Origin of the sequence: Shewanella sp. 10N.7 (assembly GCF_020806285.1) — a bacterium.
GTDB classification, from domain to species: domain Bacteria; phylum Pseudomonadota; class Gammaproteobacteria; order Enterobacterales; family Shewanellaceae; genus Shewanella; species Shewanella electrodiphila.
The window spans coordinates 50998-71607 of record NZ_JAJGZS010000005.1 but is presented as its reverse complement, the minus strand read 5'-3'; the positions used below and the strand labels follow the sequence as shown (position 1 = coordinate 71607).

General features: G+C 39.5%; 16 protein-coding genes. 9 read left to right on the top strand and 7 right to left on the bottom strand.

Features of this window, described 5'->3' with window-relative positions; translation table 11 throughout:
- Window positions 1–64 precede the first annotated feature (64 nt).
- Window positions 65–955 (top strand): LysR family transcriptional regulator, encoded by an 891-nt coding sequence (locus LMH66_RS04735; RefSeq protein ID WP_102527382.1) that lies wholly within the window; start codon window positions 65–67, stop codon window positions 953–955.
- Window positions 956–982: 27 nt separating this feature from the next.
- On the opposite strand, the gene yfaE is transcribed toward LMH66_RS04735, so the two are convergent.
- The 5 genes from yfaE to ubiG all read right to left on the bottom strand — a co-directional run bounded on the left by yfaE (window position 983) and on the right by ubiG (window position 6916).
- Window positions 983–1336: a class I ribonucleotide reductase maintenance protein YfaE gene (gene yfaE / locus LMH66_RS04730; RefSeq protein ID WP_102527381.1), complete on the bottom strand. Its 354-nt coding sequence runs from the start codon at window positions 1334–1336 to the stop codon at window positions 983–985.
- Window positions 1311–2441, bottom strand: coding sequence for a class Ia ribonucleoside-diphosphate reductase subunit beta (nrdB, locus tag LMH66_RS04725; protein ID WP_102527380.1), 1131 nt, complete (start codon window positions 2439–2441; stop codon window positions 1311–1313). Before nrdB ends, yfaE begins: the two co-directional genes overlap by 26 nt.
- Before the next feature lie 54 nt (window positions 2442–2495).
- Window positions 2496–4784: a class 1a ribonucleoside-diphosphate reductase subunit alpha gene (gene nrdA, locus LMH66_RS04720; protein WP_102527379.1), complete on the bottom strand. Its 2289-nt coding sequence runs from the start codon at window positions 4782–4784 to the stop codon at window positions 2496–2498.
- 602 nt (window positions 4785–5386) lie between these two features.
- On the bottom strand, window positions 5387–6052 hold the full coding sequence (locus tag LMH66_RS04715; protein WP_229368749.1) for an HAD family hydrolase: 666 nt from the start codon (window positions 6050–6052) through the stop codon (window positions 5387–5389).
- Between the two features lie 135 nt (window positions 6053–6187).
- On the bottom strand, window positions 6188–6916 hold the full coding sequence (ubiG, locus tag LMH66_RS04710) for a bifunctional 2-polyprenyl-6-hydroxyphenol methylase/3-demethylubiquinol 3-O-methyltransferase UbiG (RefSeq protein ID WP_229368748.1): 729 nt from the start codon (window positions 6914–6916) through the stop codon (window positions 6188–6190).
- 356 nt (window positions 6917–7272) lie between these two features.
- On the opposite strand from ubiG, the gene gyrA reads away from it, so the two are divergent.
- The gene (gene gyrA, locus LMH66_RS04705) at window positions 7273–9954 is read left to right on the top strand and encodes a DNA gyrase subunit A (RefSeq protein WP_229368747.1); all 2682 of its coding nucleotides are present in this window, start codon (window positions 7273–7275) and stop codon (window positions 9952–9954) included.
- A gap of 320 nt (window positions 9955–10274) precedes the next feature.
- On the opposite strand, the gene LMH66_RS04700 is transcribed toward gyrA, so the two are convergent.
- The gene (locus LMH66_RS04700; protein WP_229368746.1) at window positions 10275–11447 is read right to left on the bottom strand and encodes a serine hydrolase domain-containing protein; all 1173 of its coding nucleotides are present in this window, start codon (window positions 11445–11447) and stop codon (window positions 10275–10277) included.
- A 414-nt stretch (window positions 11448–11861) separates the two neighbouring features.
- Here LMH66_RS04700 and serC point away from each other — a divergent pair, with 414 nt between their 5' ends.
- Window positions 11862–12956 (top strand): 3-phosphoserine/phosphohydroxythreonine transaminase, encoded by a 1095-nt coding sequence (serC, locus tag LMH66_RS04695; RefSeq protein ID WP_229368745.1) that lies wholly within the window; start codon window positions 11862–11864, stop codon window positions 12954–12956.
- 82 nt (window positions 12957–13038) lie between these two features.
- Here the strand turns inward: serC and LMH66_RS04690 are convergent, their stop codons facing one another.
- On the bottom strand, window positions 13039–14229 hold the full coding sequence (locus LMH66_RS04690) for an amino acid aminotransferase (RefSeq protein ID WP_229368744.1): 1191 nt from the start codon (window positions 14227–14229) through the stop codon (window positions 13039–13041).
- A gap of 394 nt (window positions 14230–14623) precedes the next feature.
- Here LMH66_RS04690 and aroA point away from each other — a divergent pair, with 394 nt between their 5' ends.
- From aroA to lapB, 6 genes are all read left to right on the top strand, one after another.
- Complete coding sequence (aroA, locus tag LMH66_RS04685; RefSeq protein WP_229368743.1) at window positions 14624–15904, top strand: 3-phosphoshikimate 1-carboxyvinyltransferase; 1281 nt, start codon at window positions 14624–14626, stop codon at window positions 15902–15904.
- A gap of 181 nt (window positions 15905–16085) precedes the next feature.
- On the top strand, window positions 16086–16763 hold the full coding sequence (gene cmk, locus LMH66_RS04680) for a (d)CMP kinase (RefSeq protein ID WP_229368742.1): 678 nt from the start codon (window positions 16086–16088) through the stop codon (window positions 16761–16763).
- Window positions 16764–16855: 92 nt separating this feature from the next.
- Window positions 16856–18544 (top strand): 30S ribosomal protein S1, encoded by a 1689-nt coding sequence (gene rpsA / locus LMH66_RS04675; protein ID WP_277868760.1) that lies wholly within the window; start codon window positions 16856–16858, stop codon window positions 18542–18544.
- Between the two features lie 78 nt (window positions 18545–18622).
- Window positions 18623–18910 (top strand): integration host factor subunit beta, encoded by a 288-nt coding sequence (gene ihfB, locus LMH66_RS04670; RefSeq protein WP_229368741.1) that lies wholly within the window; start codon window positions 18623–18625, stop codon window positions 18908–18910.
- Between the two features lie 143 nt (window positions 18911–19053).
- Window positions 19054–19341 carry a LapA family protein gene (locus LMH66_RS04665; RefSeq protein ID WP_229368740.1) on the top strand — a complete coding sequence of 96 codons (288 nt, stop codon included), beginning with the start codon at window positions 19054–19056 and terminating at the stop codon, window positions 19339–19341.
- A gap of 1 nt (window position 19342) precedes the next feature.
- On the top strand, window positions 19343–20503 hold the full coding sequence (lapB, locus tag LMH66_RS04660) for a lipopolysaccharide assembly protein LapB (protein WP_229368739.1): 1161 nt from the start codon (window positions 19343–19345) through the stop codon (window positions 20501–20503).
- Window positions 20504–20610 lie beyond the last annotated feature (107 nt).

Here is a 20610-nt window from a genome sequence, read left to right as displayed (position 1 = left end):
TTTATAAGATAGAATAAAGTTAGTAACTATCCGAATTTCGGATAGTATTTTAGCGGGAGTCAACATGAACTGGTCTATAGAACAGTTACAAGCATTTGTTGCAGCGGCGAATATGGGATCATTTTCCTCTGCTGCGCGTTCATTAGGTAAAGCGCAGTCTCGTGTGAGTACTGCGGTAGCCAATTTAGAAATAGATTTAGGTTTTAAACTCTTCGATAGAACAGGGCGTATGCCAGTACTTACCGAGCAAGGCGAACAGATGTTCATCGAAGCGAAAGCAGTACTAGCACAATGTGAACGATTAAATTCACGTGCAATGACAGTGCAAACAGAGGATGAGCTTGCATTGACTATTGCTATTGACGAAGCTGTACCAATTTCTACATTTGAAGCTTTTTTTGATAAAACGGCCAATACATTCCCTTTGTTAAAACTGACTATTTTGAATGGTTCAAGAGATGACATTGCTCAATGGGTTGATGATGGCAAAGCAGATTTAGGTATTTTGTTTCGCAATGAACAACTCTGTGAGCGACTTGAGTTTTTTAGCATAGACAGTTTTCATCAATCTTTGATTGTTTCGGTAAATCATCCGCTAGCAAATGTTGCGACTCCCAATATCGCTGAACTGAATCAGTATCGACAGTTGGTTATATGTGATTTACAAACCCAGAGTAAGCCCATTTCGGCAAACTGTTGGCATGTTGATAGCTATTACTATATTACGTCTTTGGTCATAAGAGGTTTAGGTTGGGCGCTAGTGCCTGAGCACATTGCTGACTCGTCTTGGTATTCTGGTGAAATTAAAGAATTGAGTTGTTATCACATTCCAGATTCGTTATTGATCGAAATGGGATTGGTAAAGCGTCGCGATAAAGGGGCGGGTAATATTATGAATTGGATGTTTGGTGAAGTTGATAAAATGTTTAATGAGGCAAAGAAAGCCAAAGGTTAGTGCTTTTTTAAGACAACTCACCTTAGCTTAATCTAAGAAAACCACAGACTTGTTATGTTGAACATATAAGTTACTGGGCTCATCTGTGGTCAAATCTAGATCTAGATTTGTATCAGGTACGCAGCAACAAGGTAAGCATTCATCTTGTTTAAGCTCAATCAGTGGCTTAGTAAGGTAACGGACGCTGCCTTTGTTGACCTTGGTTTTACAAGCGCCACAAAAACCATTTCTACATTCAGAGAAAATATTTACTTTTTTAGTTTCTAATACTTCAAGTAGTGTGTGTTGCTGCTGGTTGAACAGCAACACTGGTTCGCCATTTAAACTGACAATGGGCGCTTTTTTAAAATTGTGCTTATAGGTCAAAATCAGAGAACTCATCACTGTCGACTGCAGAGTCAATCTGTCCCACTAAGTATGATGAAACTTCAACTTCCTGCGGCGCTACTTGAACAGCGTCACTTTCTAACCAGTTTTTCATCCAAGGCAGTGGATTAGTTTGCTCTGGGTAGGGCTGCGGTAAGTTAACAGCCTTCATACGTTGGTTGGTTATGTACTCAACATACTGACATAAAATTTGTTCATTTAAGCCAATCATTGAACCATCTTTGAATAGGTATTGTGCCCATTCTTTTTCTTGTTCAGCCGCTTTATAAAAAATATCGTAGGCTTGATCGTGACATTCTTTAGCGATTTCGCCCATTTCAGGATCGTCTTTACCACCTTGCATGATATTCACTATGTGCTGCGTACTATTTAAGTGCAATGCTTCATCGCGAGCAATTAAGCGAATGATTTTAGCGTTACCTTCCATCAACTTACGTTCCGCGAAAGCAAATGAACAGGCAAAACTGACATAGAAACGAATCGCTTCTAAAGCGTTGACTGACATCATGCACAGGTAAAGTGATTTTTTAAGGATACGAGAGCTAACAGCTATCTCTTTACCATTAATCGTGTGCGTGCCTTCACCATGCAGATTGAATACTTGAGTTAACTCAATGAGGTCATCATAGTACTGAGCAATATCACCAGCACGTTTCAGAATTTCTTCGTTCACAACGATATCGTCAAATACAACCGAAGGATCGTTAACGATGTTACGAATAATATGGGTATACGAACGTGAGTGAATGGTTTCTGAGAATGACCAAGTTTCAATCCAAGTTTCTAATTCAGGTAACGACACTAACGGCAAAAGGGCAACGTTTGGTGAACGGCCTTGAATAGAATCAAGTAACGTTTGGTATTTAAGGTTTGAGATGAAAATGTGCTTTTCATGCTCAGGCAAACTTTGATAATCGATTTTATCTTTACTTACATCTACTTCTTCTGGGCGCCAGAAAAAAGATAATTGCTTTTCAATTAACTTTTCAAAAACTTCATATTTTTGTTGATCGTAACGCGCAACATTAACTGATTGGCCCATGAACATTGGTTCGTTCATTGGATTGTTCGGTGTTTGACAAAAAGTTGAGTAAGCCATTTATATATCCCAAAAAAGCGGGGAAAGCCCCCGCAATTATATGCTAATTATTGATTAAATTTTACAAGCGCCGCCGGCACAATCGTCATCTTCTTTTTCGACTACAGTAATGTCGTCTAAGTTGTCTGATGCACCATCACGAGTGTTGTGATAGTAAAGGGTTTTTACCCCTAACTTGTAGGCTGTTAGCAAATCTTTAAGCAAGGTTTGCATTGGAACTTTTTGACCGTCAAAGCGAGTAGGGTCGTAGTTAGTGTTGGCGGAAATTGCTTGGTCGATAAACTTCTGCATAATCCCGACTAATTCTAAATAACCGTTATTGTTCGGCATATTCCAAAGCAATTCGTACTGATGCTTAAGCTCATCAAAATCTGGTACTACTTGCTTTAACTGACCGTCTTTACTTGCTTTAACGCTGATTAATCCACGTGGTGGTTCAATACCGTTGGTCGCGTTAGAAATCTGCGAAGAGGTTTCTGAAGGCATCAATGCTGACAACGTTGAGTTACGTAAACCGTACTCTTTAATGTCGCTACGTAATCCTTCCCAATCCATGTGTAATGGTTCATCACAGATTTTGTCTAAGTCACGTTTGTAAGTATCAATTGGCAAGATACCTTCTGCATAAGTCGTTTCGTTAAATAACGGACATGCACCTTGCTCTTTGGCTAAGTTCATTGACGCTTTCAATAAGTAGAATTGAATTGCTTCAAAGGTTTTGTGAGTCAAGTTGTTACCTGAGCCATCAGAATATTTCATGCCATTCTTTGCTAAGTAATTTGCAAAGTTAATTACACCTATACCTAGCGTACGACGATTCATTGAACCAAGTTGCGCAGAGATAATTGGGTAATCTTGGTAATCGAGTAAGTTATCCAAAGCACGAACGGCTAAATCAGCTAAAGGCTCTAGCTCTGATAAATCATTGATTGCACCAAGGTTTAGCGCTGAAAGAGTACAAAGGGCAATTTCACCATTTGGATCTTCAATGTTTTTCATTGGCTTAGTTGGCAAGGCAATTTCTAAACAAAGGTTAGATTGTTTGATTGGTGCAACTTTCGGATCGAATGGGCTGTGCGTATTACAATGGTCAACATTTTGAATGTAGATACGGCCAGTGGAAGCACGTTCTTGCATCATTAGTGAAAATAATTCAACCGCTTTAATCTCTTTACGACGAATGCTAGTGTCAGCTTCATACTGCAAATAAAGGCGTTCAAACTCAACTTGGTCAGCAAAGAATGCATCGTACAAACCAGGCACATCAGATGGGCTGAATAAGCTGATGTTTTGTGACTTAATTAAACGCTGATACATCAGTTTGTTTAATTGCACACCATAATCAAGGTGACGAACACGGTTATCGTCAACACCACGGTTATTTTTCAGTACCAGCAGAGATTCAACTTCTAGATGCCAAATTGGATAGAACAAGGTTGCTGCACCGCCGCGAACACCGCCCTGTGAACATGACTTAACGGCTGTTTGGAAATATTTGTAAAATGGTAAGCAACCGGTGTGGAATGCTTCTCCACCACGAATTGGGCTTCCTAATGCACGAATACGCCCAGCGTTAATACCAATACCAGCACGTTGGCTAACGTATTTAACGATTGAAGAGGCTGTAGCATTGATTGAATCTAAGCTGTCATCACATTCAATTAATACACAAGAGCTGAACTGACGAGTCGGCGTACGTACACCAGCCATAATCGGCGTAGGTAATGAAATCTTAAAAGTAGAAACCGCATCATAAAAGCGCTTGATGTAGTCAAGGCGGGTTTCTTTTGGATACTTAGCGAATAAACATGCAGCGACCAAAATATAAAGGAACTGGGCACTCTCGTATATTTCGTTAGTCACACGGTTTTGTACTAGATACTTACCTTCTAACTGCTTAACTGCAGCATATGAAAAGTTCATATCACGCCAATGATCCATATAGCCGTCAAGAATGGTTAATTCTTCAGCTGTGTAGTCTTCAACGATGTGCTTATCGTATTTACCGATTTCTACTAAACGGTTAACTTGGTCGACTAACTTTGGAGGCTCAAATTGGCCAAAGGCTTTTTTACGAAGATGGAAAACAGCTAAGCGTGCAGCAAGAAATTGATAATCTGGCGATTCTGGAGAAATTAAATCCGCAGCGGCTTTAATAATAGTTTCATGAATAGCTTCAGTTGGAATACCATCAAAAAACTGCAGGTGTGATCGTAATTCTACTTCAGAGACTGATACGTTATTCAGTCCTTTTGCTGCCCATTCGATAACGCGATGAATTTTGTCTAAATCGATTGTTTCGCGCTCGCCACTACGTTTAGTGACTGTCATATTGCTGTTCATTAAAAAGAGACCTTGGTTCTATATTTATTGGTGTAATTTATTATTTGGATCTTGTTTAACCGTACTGCTTACGATCGCCAATAAATCACATTACGTTCCCTTGTAAGTCGATCATCCAAAAGCATTTACAACATTAAATTTACAAAAATACTAGTGATACAGCGAGATACTGAGCTTTTTAAGCTAGTGTCTCGTGGTGATGTCATACACAAGATATGGTGTTTTTAAATTTGATACATACAAGATAGTGAGGTTGGCGTACTTTTGCAAGCAAGATTTTACTGAATAACTTGTGGATATCTTATGTATAGTGAAACAAGTTAGTAAAAGCTAACCTGCTAACGCAAATTACGCTTTGAATAATTAGGCTAGGTTAAATTTTGAACGAAGAACGAGTTCGGTTTGATCGCTACAATATTCAGCGATCGATTGTTTTGTTGAAAAAATAGTTTGATCTATATAGAAAGGTTTTGCTAAGCCAAACTGATATTATTTAATCCATTAAAACACTGTCAAAATTAGTCTTAAAGTACGGTAAACGAATGAAAATGCCCCAGTACTTAGAGAAGAGTGTTTAGATAACAGTTTTTAGAGCACAGTGTTTAGAGAACAGTATTTAGAAAGTATTGCTGGAGCGCATGAACTGATTCGAATTCAAGTTGGCTTGGCCAGTGTGACGGTGTATCAGATTCAGACAAATACCCCCACAATGCCGTCCCACCAATCATACCTGCTTTTTCTGCCGCGACTAAGTCACGCTCAGCGTCACCAAGGTATAAGATCTGCTCTGGTAGACAGTCAATTTGTTGAGCGGCTAATAGCATTGGCGCAGTATGTGGTTTTGGATATTGAGTTGAGTCACCGCTAATTACCGTTTTTGCCCTTTTAGTCAGCCCTAAAGCACAGACTAGAGGGCGAGTAAACTTAGCTTGCTTATTAGTGACGATCCCAAATGGGATATTATGACTATCCAATAAAGTTAGGAAGGCTTCGAATCCTTGAAATAATTTCGCTTTCTCACCATTGACTAGTTTGTAGTAGGCCAATAAGGATTGTTGAATTTCAATTTGAGATGCTTCATCAAGGTGTGGCACTCCGGCTTTAACCAGTGCCAAACTTCCATGAGAAGCTGAGTAACGTAATTCATCAACGCTTTTAGACTCAATGCCGCGTTCTTGTAGGCTTAAATTTAATGCATGAATCAAATCTGGGGCGGTATCAGCAAGAGTACCATCTAAATCAAACAACACTGCTTTAATCGAATTCATACATCCCTTAGATACGTAATCGACACTTTATCAATGAGTAAAACGGATTAGCACTCTTTGTCAAAGCTAATTCTATCAACGAAGCATTATGCCTCTGGCAGCACCGTATTTGATGCTACCCATGAAAACTATTAATTAGTCAGCCACTTTTTGAGTGGCAATCATATAATTAACGTCAACTTTATTAGTGTACTTATATACACCCGATAATGGGTTATGGGTAATACCTAGGGCATCACGACAAATTAGATCTGTTTTATCTACTAAATTTATTAACTCAGATGGTTTAATAAACTTACTGTGATCGTGTGTGCCGACTGGCAGCATTTTTAATACATATTCAGCACCTACAATGGCTTGTATATAAGACATCATATTGCGGTTAATGGTTGAGAAGAACACATAACCTTCAGGTTTTACCATGTCACAACAGGCTTGAATCACAGATAATGGGTCAGGGACGTGCTCAAGCATCTCCATACAAGTGACAACATCGTATTTAGCAGGGTTTACAACAGCATGCTCTTCAGCTGTCATTGTGTCGTAATCCACTGTCACGCCAGTTTCTAATGCATGCAGTTTTGCCACTTCTATTTGGGCTTCACCCATATCAAGCCCAGTCACTTTCGCGCCTATTTTTGCCATGCTTTCAGACAAAATGCCACCACCGCAACCAATATCAACGACTGTTTTACCAAACAAACCACCACAGGTTTGGTCGATATAATTTAATCGCAATGGGTTCAGCAAATGTAAAGGTTTAAAGTCACCATTTGGATCCCACCAAGACTCAGCCATATTGGCAAATTTTTCGATTTCTTGATGATCAACATTTTGTTGAGTGGTGTGTTCTTGATTCGACATTGCAAGGACCCATGATTTATTAGTGATTATTGCATGCATTATAACCATCCGTTGCAATAAACATAGTGAGTTGAAACAAGATTCATTTCTAGTTGGTCATATATTCAACACTATTTGTAGATAAAAAGGACATCCGATATTTGTTAAACCATTTTCGTAATTTAAATAGTAGAGAAACCTAAACAATATTGACTTATTCTTGCTGTTTTTATTCAGTTTTTCACTTGCTTTAACTTTTCGTTGTCCTAGGGTCTAGCCACTTTTTATATCTGTGTTAGAATGCCAAATCACGTTTTTGAGCTACACAATAAAATGGAATAATTATTGTGCGCTAATTTTAGGGGAACGAGCAGTTTATGACTGATCTGGCATCATCAATTTCGCCAATTAACATCGAAGACGAACTAAAAAATTCTTATTTAGATTATGCAATGAGTGTAATCGTAGGTCGTGCATTACCCGACGTTCGTGACGGTTTAAAACCGGTTCACCGTCGTGTGCTTTTTGCAATGAACGAATTAAAGAACGACTTTAATAAGCCTTATAAAAAATCAGCTCGTGTTGTTGGTGACGTAATCGGTAAGTATCACCCACATGGTGACTCTGCTGTATACGATACAATCGTACGTATGGCTCAGCCATTCTCTATGCGTTATACGCTTGTTGACGGCCAAGGTAACTTTGGTTCAGTTGATGGCGATTCTGCAGCAGCAATGCGTTATACAGAAATTCGCATGGAAAAATTGGCTCATTCATTATTAGCCGATTTAGAAAAAGAAACAGTAGATTATGTACCTAACTATGATGGTACTGAGTTTATTCCTGCTGTATTACCAACGCGTGTACCGACATTATTAATTAATGGTTCTTCTGGTATCGCTGTCGGTATGGCAACCAATATACCTCCTCACAACATTTCTGAAGTGATCGGTGGTTGCTTAGCGTTAATTGAAGAGCCAAGTCTTTCAATTGAACAGCTAATGGAACACATTCCAGGTCCTGACTTCCCAACAGCAGCATCTATCAATGGCCGTAAAGGTATCATTGATGCATACAAAACTGGCCGTGGCCGTGCTGTTATGCGCTCAAAAGCTGCAGTTGAAGAAGAGAATGGCCGTGAACGTATTATCGTTACTGAAATTCCTTATCAGGTTAACAAAGCGCGTTTGATTGAAAAAATCGCTGAGCTTGTAAAAGATAAGAAAATCGAGGGTATCAGTGGCTTACGCGACGAGTCTGATAAAGACGGTATGCGTATTGTTATTGAAATTAAACGTGGTGAAGTTGGCGAGGTTGTACTTAATAACCTATACGCTCAAACTCAAATGCAGTGTTCTTTTGGTATTAACATGGTTGCGTTGACAAATGGTCAACCAAAACTGTTTAACTTAAAAGAAATGCTTGAGTGTTTCATCCTTCACCGCCGTGAAGTCGTTACACGTAGAACCGTATTTGAATTACGTAAAGCACGTGAACGTGCACATATCCTAGAAGCACTTGCTATTGCATTGGCTAACATTGATCCAATCATTGCGTTAATTAAGGCTTCACCAACTCCTGCAGAAGCTAAGGTTAAATTAGTAGAGCAAGGTTGGAAGCTAGGAAATGTACAAGGCATGCTTGAAAAAGCAGGTGATGATGCAGCTCGTCCTGAGTGGTTAGAGCCAGAATTTGGTATTCGTGATGGCGAATACTTCTTAACTGAGCAGCAAGCACAGGCAATTCTAGAGCTTCGTTTACATCGCCTAACGGGCCTTGAACATGAAAAAATTCTTGCTGAATATGAAGAGTTACTCGAGTTCATTGCAGGTCTATTGTTTATTCTACGTAGCCCTGAACGCTTGATGGAAGTCATCAAAGAAGAGTTAGAAGAGATTCTAGAACAATACGGTGATGCTCGTCGTACTGTGATTAATCAAAACGAAGTTGATATGAGTCTTGAAGACTTAATTAACGAAGAAGATGTCGTGGTGACACTATCACACATGGGTTACGCTAAATATCAGCCATTGACTGATTACCAAGCGCAGCGCCGTGGTGGTAAAGGTAAAGCTGCAACGAAAGTGAAAGATGAAGATTTCGTTGAAAAACTGCTTGTTGCCAATACGCATGACACGATTCTTTGTTTCTCTGACTTCGGTAAAATGTACTGGCTTAAAGTTTACCAGTTACCGTTGGCAAGCCGTACAGCGCGTGGCCGTCCAATCATTAACTTGTTACCGCTTTCTGATGGAGAACGTATTACTGCGATTCTACCTGTGCGTGAATATGCTGATGATAAGTTTATTGTTATGGCTACCGCTCACGGTACCGTTAAGAAAACAGCATTAACTGCTTATAGTAATCCTCGTGCAAACGGTATTATTGCCGTTAACCTAAAAGATGATGATCAGTTAATTGGTGTTGATATTACTAATGGTAGTGATGACATCATGCTGTTCTCGAATGAAGGTAAAGTTGTTCGCTTTAACGAGAAAGTACGTGATTCTGAAACGGGTGAAGTGAAGAAAGATCCTGAGACGGGTGAAGATCTGATTGCTATCCGTCCAATGGGTCGTACGGCAACGGGTGTTCGTGGTATCAAACTTGAAGATGGTCAAAAAGTTGTTTCAATGATCATTCCGAAAGAAGATGGTTCTATTCTTACGGTCACTGAAAATGGTTACGGTAAGCGTACTGACCTATCTGAGTACCCAGCTAAGAGCCGTGGCACTAAAGGTGTTGTTTCAATCAAGGTGAGTGAGCGTAACGGTGCTGTCGTTGGCGCTGTTCAGGTGACTGAATCTGAAGAAATCATGCTGATTAGTAACAAAGGTACTCTGGTACGTACTCCTTCTAACGGTGTTTCATTGATTGGTCGTAACACACAAGGTGTGACAATCATTCGTACTGCTGAAGATGAAAAAGTAGTCGGTTTGCAAAGACTTGATGAAATTGAAGTCCCAGAAGAAGAGTTTGTTGAAGGCGAAGAGTCTGAAACAGCTGCAGTAGAAAAAACTGCTGACGATGCGACTGATACACCAGAAGCAGATGCTTAATCGAGTTATTTGCTGATACAAAAAAAGGATGCCAATGGCATCCTTTTTTATTGCTTCTTTTTTATAATCAATTACGTCAAAATTAGCGTAAACACAGCTTTAGTGTTTTCAATTATAGGTTTGTAAATTATCTCAAACTACAGTGTCTGGTTTGGTGTTGTTTGCTCACTTACTTACCTACTTAAAGCGAACTTGGCTACAGCTATTCGCTGTCACAAGTATTCTCCACACGATGGATTAACTTGTTTAAGACCGCTTGATGACTTAACTTAACTTAACTTATTTTAGTTCAGCTATAGTTCAGCTCAGTTCTATTCAGTTTAGTTCGCTGATGTATTACTGGCGAGGACATCTGCACGTTTAAATGTATCACGCCAAAATGCCGAACTGAGTTTAGCAATAACCCTTGACTCTCCATTAAGCAACATTGCCATACCGATATTTAATTCAGGTGAGTAGGAGACTTCGGCAACATAACCAGCAACCCAGCCAGCATGATAAATTAATGGTCTACCTTCAAATTCATAAACTCGCCAACCTTTACCGTAATGAGCATTATCTAGATAAGTTCTCCAATCGCGGCGGCGTAGTTCTTTTGTTGTTCTAACTCCTGGGGTAGTAACATCTTTAATCACACTGTTGGACAGTACCCCAGGGTTTTCACCTAGATTGGCAATTAGCCATTTTGACATATCAGTAATGCTGGCATTAACACCAGCAGCAGGCGCTAATTTGTAATAGTTGGGTTTTACTTTTACTTTTCTAAATCCTGATTTCGTTTTTACGTGTGGTTCAGCGCGATTACTTTGCTGATCGAATGCGTCATAACCAATGGATGCTGACTTCATATCTAAAGGTGAAAATATCTTATTTTGCAGTAAAGATTCATAAGATTGACCCGATTGTTGTTCTATTGCGTCTTGAATAAATGAAAATGCTACATTCTGGTAGCTGTAACAGACCCCAGGGGAACACATCGGGGTGAGCTCAGAGAATTTGTTGATAATTCTTTCCATGCCCACATTGGCATTGATTAAATTATCATAGCTATTTGGCATCAAGCCGGTACTTTGTCCAATGATATGACCGAGATTGATTTGCTGCGCTTTTTGTTTGTCGGCAAGGGTAAACTCTGGCAAGTAGCTTTTGATCGGCTGTTGCCAATTTAATTTTTTCTCATTGACCAACATACTGGCTAACGTGCCAGCAAAAGTTTTAGATACAGACGCTAATCTAAATACAGTGTCTGCATTGACATTCAAACTGCCGCCTTTTGTTCGTTTACCATATGTACTGAGTTTCAGCACTTTGTCGCCCTCAACTATCACAAATGCGCCACCTGGCACTTTGCTTGTTTTAAGCTGTTGATGAAAACGCTGTTTAAAGCTGTCGGCTAAAGGAGAATAGTCAGATTGCTCTGCAGCTATTAAGGAAGTAGGGAGCAAACTAACAAAAGATACAGCGCCTAAAAATAATATAGGTTTTAAAAACATGTACAGTTCCAATGACCGTTAATACGGTTTATTTATTATTGTGTTGACGTCTATAACTAAAAAGGACGTTTGTTACTCATTTGTATACAAGTATTGTTGTTTAATTTTTTGATATTTACTAGTGACTCGTCATGTAAATTCATAAAATCTGTTTCATTTTAAACATAAAAATAGTGCCGTAGTTTACTTATGCAGCACTTAATAAAATAGCAGGTTATTTATTGATAATTGACCAGTAGATTCTATCAAAAAATGCCTTGTTGATAGTATTTAAAAGTATATTTTGAGTAATTAAATCATGCTTGATCTGCTTTATGATTATTTTTCATTTTAGCTGTGAAACAGTTGGGATATACTGCATGTCAAAATGCTATCAATTTAATGTTTTAACTAAAAACGATAAAGGACAATGCTGTGAGCGCTATTTATAATTTTTGTGCTGGACCTGCCATGTTACCACAAGCTGTAATGCAAAAAGCGCAGCAAGAACTAATTGATTGGAATGGTTTAGGTGTCTCCGTCATGGAAATTAGCCATCGAAGTAAAGAGTTCATTGCATTAACTCAACATGCTGAAAAAACATTACGCGCATTAATGGAGATACCAGAAAACTATCATGTGTTATTTATGCATGGTGGTGGTCGTGGTCAATTCACCAATGTCGTTAATAACTTTTTAGGTGATAACGGTAAGGCTTTGTATTTAGTTAATGGCCAATGGTCAACAGCAGCGGTTAAAGAAGCGGTTAAATTGGTGGGTGATGACAATATTGATCAAATGAACATTGTCGAAAACTGTGATGGTGTCAATCAAGTTGTTCTTCCTGATCTCAATGCCATTGATAAAGATTATCGCTATGTCCATTTTTGTGCCAATGAGACCGTTGACGGCATAGAAATATTTGAATCACTTGAAAGCCCATGGCCTGTGGTGGTTGATTTATCTTCAACGATTATGTCACGCCAAATAGACGTTAGTAAGTATGGGCTGATCTATGCCGGCGCTCAAAAAAATATCGGCCCATCAGGTTTATCTATTGTCATTGTTCGTGACGATATGTTGAAACTGCCTAGTTTAGCTCAGTCTTCAATTATGGATTACAGCGTCGCGCAGGCGAACGATTCTATGTTCAATACACCACCAACTTTTGCATGGTATCTTGCCGCAGAAGTGTTTGATTGGTTGACTGCGCAAGGTGGCGTTACTGAGATAGAAAAAATCAATAAACAAAAAGCGGATTTACTGTATCAGTGTATAGACAGTAATCCGTTTTATAAAAATGGTGTTAAAGCAGAAAACCGTTCAAGAATGAACGTCACTTTTCAGTTAACTGACAACAGTCTAGATAGTGAGTTTTTAAAGCAAGCGGAGCAGGCGGGTCTTGTTGCGCTTAAAGGACATCGTATTGTCGGTGGCATGAGAGCAAGTATTTATAATGCGATGCCATTATCAGGTGTTCAAGCTTTGGTTAACTTTATGGAAACGTTTGCAAAACAACATAGTGCATAACTGTTTAAGCTAATCATAAATAAAAAAGCGAATGACATTAATGTCGTTCGCTTTTTAGTTTATATGTGTTTAGTGATGTTGATTATAAAATTGTCGCGATTGATTTAGCCAGATAATCAACGTTTGCTTCACTGATACCAGCAATACTCATCCGGCTTGAACCTACCATATAAATACTGTGTTGCTGCTTAAGCGTTTCTACTTGTTCAGGGTTAATACCTAAGAAGGAGAACATTCCTTTTTGTTTAGCAATGAAGCTGAAATCTTGCTCAACACCGTTTTCAATTAACTTACTCACCAACATTTGACGGTTGCCGTTAATGCGATCGCGCATGACTGTTAATTCATTTAACCATGCTTGTTTTAACTCTGGATTTCCAAGTATGGTCTCAACCAATGCTGCTCCGTGTGCTGGCGGCATAGAATAGATACAACGCACAACATACAGTAGAACAGAAAAAGCAACGTTTGCAGCTTGGCTATTATCAGCGACAATAGTACATGCGCCAATACGCTCACGGTATAAACCGAAGTTTTTAGAGCACGAACTACATAAAATCATTTCCTCTACAGCCGCAGCCATCTGGCGAACACCATAGGCATCTTCATCGACACCATCCCCAAAACCTTGATAAGCCATATCAATCAGTGGTGTAAAGCCTTGCTGAGCTGTGATGCTAATTACTTCATCCCATTGCGATCGAGTTAAATCCATTCCACTCGGGTTGTGACAACATGCATGCAATAAAACGACGTCATCTTTATTGATTTGTTTTAATGCATCGACCATTTGATCAAATTTAAGGGTTTTAGTGTCATAGTCATAATAAGGATAGGTTTTAACCGTTAAGCCAGCAGCTTCAAATAGGCCAGTGTGATTGGCCCAAGTTGGATCGCTAACCCAAATGACGGCATTGGGATTACAACTTTTAATAAATTCAGCTGCCACTCTCAATGCGCCAGTACCGCCAGGTGTTGACACTGTGCGAATACGATCAGCAAGCAATGCTGTATGACTTTGTCCAAATGCAAGTTCAGACATTAATTGATTAAACGACTCTGATCCGGTTGGGCCAATGTAGACTTTGGTGGTTTCAGTTTCTGTACGCATTTTTTCTGCTGTTTTTACACATTCCAGAATGGGTGTGTGACCCGCTGGATCTTTATAGACGCCAACACCTAAATCTATTTTCTGTGAGTGATTATCTTGGCGGTATTGAGTGAGCAAACCTAAGATTGGATCAGCTGGCATAGCAGTTAATGTTTTGAACATGACTGTTGACCTTATTTATTATTCAGTTTTAGTAGGATTAACTTAAGGGTAACGTAGATTAAATACTGAATGAAATGCCTTTTTTTTAATAACACCAAAAAGCTTATTTTTATGAGCCGAAAGTTTACAGTTTACGGTTCAATAGTGCAGAACAGGCTCTGACTTTAGGTTAAACAGGCTGTTTTTCATTCATTTTATTCAAGTTGGCTTAAAAACAGTAAATAAATGTCATATTTCCCTTGAATCATGGGCTGCAATCAGTAAATTTGTAGGCAAGAATAATTATTCAATTTGATAGTGCCCAAATCGTATAGATAAATTGACAAAGCTGTCTTTATCTTTTGCCTTCAGTCATTCTCGCGTTTAGCTAGAAATCATTTAAGAAGAATCGCTAATGAAACAATTGCGTCTAGAACCCGTTAACAAAGTAAATGGTGTCGTTAATATCCCTGGCTCAAAGAGCATATCAAATAGAGCATTATTGTTAGCGACGCTAGCAAAAGGGAAAACAACCCTGACAAATTTATTAGATTCAGACGATATTCGCTATATGTTGGCATCATTAAAGCAATTAGGCGTTAAGTACCAATTGTCTGAAAACAACACTGTGTGTGAATTAGAAGGTTTAGGCAAGCCATTAAGTGCTCAGCAAGCACAGACTTTATTTTTAGGTAATGCAGGCACGGCAATGCGCCCATTATGTGCAGCGCTTACGTTAGGTTCAGGTGAGTTTACCTTAACAGGTGAACCTCGCATGGAAGAAAGACCTATTGGAGATTTAGTTGATTCGTTACGTCAGTTAGGTGCAAATATAACTTACCTTAAGAATGATGGCTTTCCACCTTTAACTATTAATGCTGACGGCTTAAATGGCGGAGAAGTTGAAATCGCAGGTGATTTATCTAGCCAATTTTTAACGGCATTATTAATGGTTGCCCCATTAACTAAAGACACAGTAAACATAAATATCAAGGGCGAGTTAGTTTCAAAGCCTTATATTGATATTACCATTGCATTAATGGCTCAGTTTGGTGTTGAAGTCATTAACCATGATTACCGCCGTTTTGAAATTCAAACTGGTCAGCAATATGTTTCACCGGGCAAAGTGCTTGTTGAAGGTGATGCATCATCAGCTTCTTATTTTCTCGCTGCTGGTGCAATTCAAGGTGGTGAAGTTAAAGTTACTGGTGTTGGTAAATTAAGTATTCAAGGGGATGTGAAATTTGCAGATGTACTTGAAAAAATGGGTGCAGACATTGAGTGGGGTGATGATTACATTATTGCACGCCAAGCAAAGCTAACGGCTGTTGATTTAGATATGAATCATATTCCTGATGCGGCAATGACCATTGCGACTGCTGCGTTATTTGCTGAGGGGACCACACGCATAACAAATATTTACAATTGGAGAATTAAAGAAACCGACCGCTTATCAGCTATGGCAACTGAACTCCGTAAAGTCGGTGCCACAGTAGAAGAAGGTCATGACTTTATTGCTGTTACTCCGCCAGCTGAGTTAAATACTGCAGGAATTGATACTTATAATGATCATCGTATGGCAATGTGTTTTTCTATGTTAGCCTTTGCTGACTGCGGGATTACCATCAATGACCCAGATTGCACGTCTAAAACATTCCCTACCTATTTCGCTGAGTTTGCTCGTTTAGCTCAATAAGGCTGTTGATTTCATCGACCAATTAAATGACGGCAGTCAATATACTGCCGTTGTTTTGATCTGGTTAGTGAACTTACAAAATACTCCAGTTTTTTCATCAAAATTGTTATACAATGCTGCCCGCTCATTTTGATGAACCTTTTTATACTTTCATGGAAGATTGTTTTTTTCGGAGGAATTTATGTCTGAACGTGCTCCAGTAGTCACAATCGACGGACCAAGCGGTGCAGGGAAAGGGACCATATGTCAATTAGTCGCAGAGAAACTAGATTGGCACTTATTAGATAGCGGTGCTATCTATCGCGTATTAGCCCTTGCTGCGATTCATCACAATGTTGAATTAGAGAATGAAGAAGCTATTACCTTACTTGCTGCTCATTTAGATGTGCAGTTTTTGACAGGTACTGAACAAGTTAAAGTGATTCTTGAAGGCGAAGATGTATCTACCAGCATCCGTACTCAAGAATGTGGCAATGCAGCGTCAAAAATTGCTGCATTCCCTCGTGTTCGCGAAGCATTATTGCGTCGTCAGCGTGCTTTTAGTAACACACCTGGTTTAGTCGCCGATGGCAGAGACATGGGGACGGTCGTTTTTCCTAATGCTCCAGCTAAGATTTTCCTTACTGCATCAGCAGAGGAAAGGGCGCAGCGACGCTATAAACAGTTGCAGGACAAGGGCTTCGATGTTAATATCGATCGCCTTTTATCTGAAATCATTGAACGTGATGACCGCGATATTAATCGTTCAGTCTCACCTTTAGTGCCTGCAGATGATGCGCTAGTGATTGATACTAGTGGTATAGGTATTAATGAAGTGCTTGAGCTTGTGCTTGAACACATCAATAAAAACTTAACGTAATTTCTTAATTCTGAGAGATTATGAAACAACATTTATATCACGGATGATGTAAATAAATTAATTGACTCCACATCCAGGATGGATGGTGGTTTATAAAAGAAAGTAATCATAAAATGACTGAATCTTTTGCTGATCTATTTGAACAATCCCTAAATGAACTTGAGTTCCGTCCTGGTTCTATCGTACGTGGTGTAGTTGTACGCATCGAAAACGGTACTGTACTAGTTGACGCTGGTCTTAAGTCTGAAAGCCCAATTTCTGCTGACGAATTCAAAAACGCTCAAGGTGTTTTAGAAATCGCTGTTGGCGACGAAGTTGATGTTGCACTTGACTCTGTTGAAGACGGTTTCGGTGAAACTCAATTATCTCGTGAAAAAGCGAAACGTCACGAAGCTTGGATTGTTCTAGAAAAAGCTTACGAAGATGCTGAAACTGTTATCGGTATCATCAATGGTAAAGTTAAAGGTGGTTTCACTGTTGAATTAAACGGTATCCGTGCCTTCTTACCAGGTTCTCTAGTAGACGTTCGCCCAGTTCGCGATACTGCTCACCTAGAGTACAAAGAATTAGAATTCAAAGTTATCAAACTTGACCAGAAGCGTAACAACGTTGTTGTTTCACGTCGTGCTGTTATCGAATCAGAAAGCAGTGCAGAGCGTGATGCTCTTCTTGAGAACCTTCAAGAAGGTCAAGCAGTTAAAGGTATCGTTAAGAACCTTACTGACTACGGTGCATTCGTAGACTTAGGTGGCGTTGACGGTCTTCTACATATCACTGATATGGCTTGGAAGCGTGTTAAGCACCCATCTGAAATCGTTAATGTTGGTGACGAAATCAACGTTAAAGTTCTTAAGTATGACCGTGAGCGTACTCGCGTATCACTAGGTCTTAAGCAACTTGGCGAAGATCCATGGTTAGAAATCAGCAAGCGCTACCCAGAAAGCACTCGTCTTACTGGTCGCGTAACGAACTTAACTGACTACGGTTGTTTCGTTGAAATCGAAGAAGGCGTTGAAGGTCTTGTTCACGTTTCTGAAATGGATTGGACTAACAAGAACATCCACCCATCTAAAGTTGTTAACTTAGGTGATGAAGTTGAAGTTCTAGTTCTAGACATCGATGAAGAACGTCGTCGTATTTCTCTAGGTCTTAAGCAATGTAAGACTAATCCATGGGATGATTTCGCTACTCGTTTCAACAAGGGCGATAAAGTTTCTGGTAAGATCAAGTCTATCACTGACTTCGGTATCTTCATTGGTCTTGACGGCGGCATCGACGGTCTTGTTCACTTATCTGACATTTCTTGGAACGGTACTGGCGAAGACGCTGTATCTGAGTACAAGAAAGGTGACGAAATCCACGCAGTAGTTCTTTCTGTTGACCCTGAGCGTGAGCGTATCAGCTTAGGCGTTAAGCAAACTGAAGACGATCCTTTCAATGCTTACTTGGCAGACAAGAAGAAAGGTACTATTGTAAATGGTGTAGTTACTGCTGTTGACGCTAAAGGCGTTACAATTGAACTAGCTGAAACTGTTGAAGGTTACCTTCGCGTTGCAGATATCTCTCGCGAGCGTATCGAAGACGCATCTACACAATTCTCTGTAGGTGACAAAGTTGAATCTAAGTTCATGGGCGTAGATCGCAAGAACCGTTCTATCAGCTTATCTATCAAAGCGAAAGATGAAGCAGATGAGAAAGAAGCAATGGCAACTATTAACAAGCAAGATGATGCTGTTATTAGTAATGCAATGGCTGAAGCGTTTAAAGCAGCTCGTAAGTAATAAATCGCCTGTTGTGTGGGAAACGCACTTTGTTTCCCATTAGGCGACTGTGTTTGGCTTGATAATAGAGGGTATAGGATGACGAAATCCGAACTGATCGAAAAACTTGCCACTAGGCAGTCGCAGCTGTCGGCGAAAGAAGTGGAAAGTGCTATAAAAGAAATGTTAGAGCAAATGGCGACAACATTAGAAGGCGGTGATCGCATAGAGATCCGTGGCTTTGGTAGTTTTTCACTTCATTTCCGTGCACCACGTGTTGGCCGTAATCCTAAAACTGGAACCTCAGTTGACTTGGAAGGCAAATATGTACCGCACTTTAAGCCTGGCAAAGAACTGCGTGAACGTGTCGATGCGGTTAATCAATGATTAACGCTTGATTAAAAAGCCTCCTTTTGGAGGCTTTTTTGTATCTAATGCTCAGCAAAGCTGGTTAGTTGACTAAAATTCTTGGATAATCATTATATTGGTAAATTTCGATCTTATCTTTCACAGATAGAATGGAGCTGCACGTGAAATCTTTTATTGCCATTGTCATTGTTGGTTTATTCTTTGTTCTTGCGCTACTTTTTGGTGCTAAGAATGAGCAAATTGTTACTGTCAGCTATTTTATCGCTGAAGGACAGTATCGATTACCTGTTGTCCTCGCGGTTGTATTTTTAGCCGGCTTCATCATTAGTTGGTTATTTGCTGCTTATTATATTGTTAAGTTGAAAATGGTCGTTAGAAAAAGGAACAAAACTATTGCTCAACTAACGAACAACATTTCTGAGCCAACTGTACAGGATACCGTCGCGTAATATGCTAGAAATCCTCTTTCTGTTGTTACCTATAGCGGCTGGTTATGGCTGGTATATGGGGCGAAGAAGTATACGACAGAATCAAAAACAGCAAAGTAAAAAACTCAGTAGAGACTATTTTACTGGGCTTAATTTTTTACTTTCAAACGAATCTGACAAAGCAGTCGATTTGTTTATTACCATGTTAGATGTCGATGATGAAACCATTGATACTCACCTTTCATTAGGTTCGCTTTTTAGAAAACGCGGCGAAGTCGACCGCTCCATCAGAATTCATCAAAACTTAATTGCCAGACCTAGCTTAACCACAGAACAACGTGATATTGCTATGATGGAGTTGGGTAAAGATTATTTAGCGGCTGGTTTCTACGACAGAGCTGAAGAAATATTTTTAAACCTTGTTAGTCAAGATGATCATAGTGAAGAAGCTGAAACTCAGCTGATCTCTATTTATCAAGTTACCAAAGAATGGCAGAACGCCATTAACATCACTAAAGGTTTAAGCCGCAAGCGTCAGCAAGTTTTAAAATCAATTACAGCCCATTTTTATTGTCAGCTTGCTGATGAATCTACAGATGGCGCTGAGAAAATCAAATTACTACAACAAGCAATTAAACTCGATGATAAATGTGGTCGTGCTTGGTTAACTTTGGCAAAAATTTATCTCGATTCAAATCAAGCTAATTTATGTAAAAAAGCTATCTTGGAATTAAAACTAGCTGATATTGAATTATTTTCTGATGCCATTGGTGTTGCAAAACAAGTCTATCGCGACACAAACGACGCTGAAGGTTATCAATCCTTGTTACAACAAGCCCTAGAGGCAGGCGCTGGGGCAAGTGTCATTATTGCACTAGCAAAACACATGATTGAACAAGGTAATACCAAAAATGCTGAAAAGATGGTGTTAGATCATCTTTACCGTCACCCAACGATGAAGGGTTTTCAGCATTTAATGCAACTACATATCAAACAAGCAGAAGATGGCCAAGCTAAACAAAGTTTATCTATGCTTGAAAAGTTAGTTGAACAACAGATTAAATTTAGACCCAGTTATCGTTGCTGCTCATGTGGATTCCCAGCGCACAGTTTGTATTGGCATTGTCCATCTTGTAAAGAATGGGGCAGCATCAAACGTGTTAAAGGCTTAGACGGCGAATAACGCCAGAGTATGGCAATATGCGTGGCCAAAGGTAACAACGATAACCGATTAAAACATTGGGTTACTAATCAAACATTTCATTTAATACCCTATAGCTGAAATGCGTT

Bases quoted from the DNA above. Each gene is read 5' to 3' on its own strand.
- gyrA (WP_229368747.1), top strand. From the start codon at position 7,273: ATGACTGATCTGGCATCATCAATTTCGCCAATTAACATCGAAGACGAA.
- nrdB (WP_102527380.1), bottom strand. From the start codon at position 2,441: ATGGCTTACTCAACTTTTTGTCAAACACCGAACAATCCAATGAACGAA.
- yfaE (WP_102527381.1), bottom strand. From the start codon at position 1,336: ATGAGTTCTCTGATTTTGACCTATAAGCACAATTTTAAAAAAGCGCCC.
- cmk (WP_229368742.1), top strand. From the start codon at position 16,086: ATGTCTGAACGTGCTCCAGTAGTCACAATCGACGGACCAAGCGGTGCA.
- LMH66_RS04690 (WP_229368744.1), bottom strand. From the start codon at position 14,229: ATGTTCAAAACATTAACTGCTATGCCAGCTGATCCAATCTTAGGTTTG.
- ubiG (WP_229368748.1), bottom strand. From the start codon at position 6,916: ATGTCGAATCAAGAACACACCACTCAACAAAATGTTGATCATCAAGAA.
- aroA (WP_229368743.1), top strand. From the start codon at position 14,624: ATGAAACAATTGCGTCTAGAACCCGTTAACAAAGTAAATGGTGTCGTT.
- LMH66_RS04735 (WP_102527382.1), top strand. From the start codon at position 65: ATGAACTGGTCTATAGAACAGTTACAAGCATTTGTTGCAGCGGCGAAT.
- nrdA (WP_102527379.1), bottom strand. From the start codon at position 4,784: ATGAACAGCAATATGACAGTCACTAAACGTAGTGGCGAGCGCGAAACA.
- LMH66_RS04700 (WP_229368746.1), bottom strand. From the start codon at position 11,447: ATGTTTTTAAAACCTATATTATTTTTAGGCGCTGTATCTTTTGTTAGT.
- lapB (WP_229368739.1), top strand. From the start codon at position 19,343: ATGCTAGAAATCCTCTTTCTGTTGTTACCTATAGCGGCTGGTTATGGC.
- ihfB (WP_229368741.1), top strand. From the start codon at position 18,623: ATGACGAAATCCGAACTGATCGAAAAACTTGCCACTAGGCAGTCGCAG.
- LMH66_RS04715 (WP_229368749.1), bottom strand. From the start codon at position 6,052: ATGAATTCGATTAAAGCAGTGTTGTTTGATTTAGATGGTACTCTTGCT.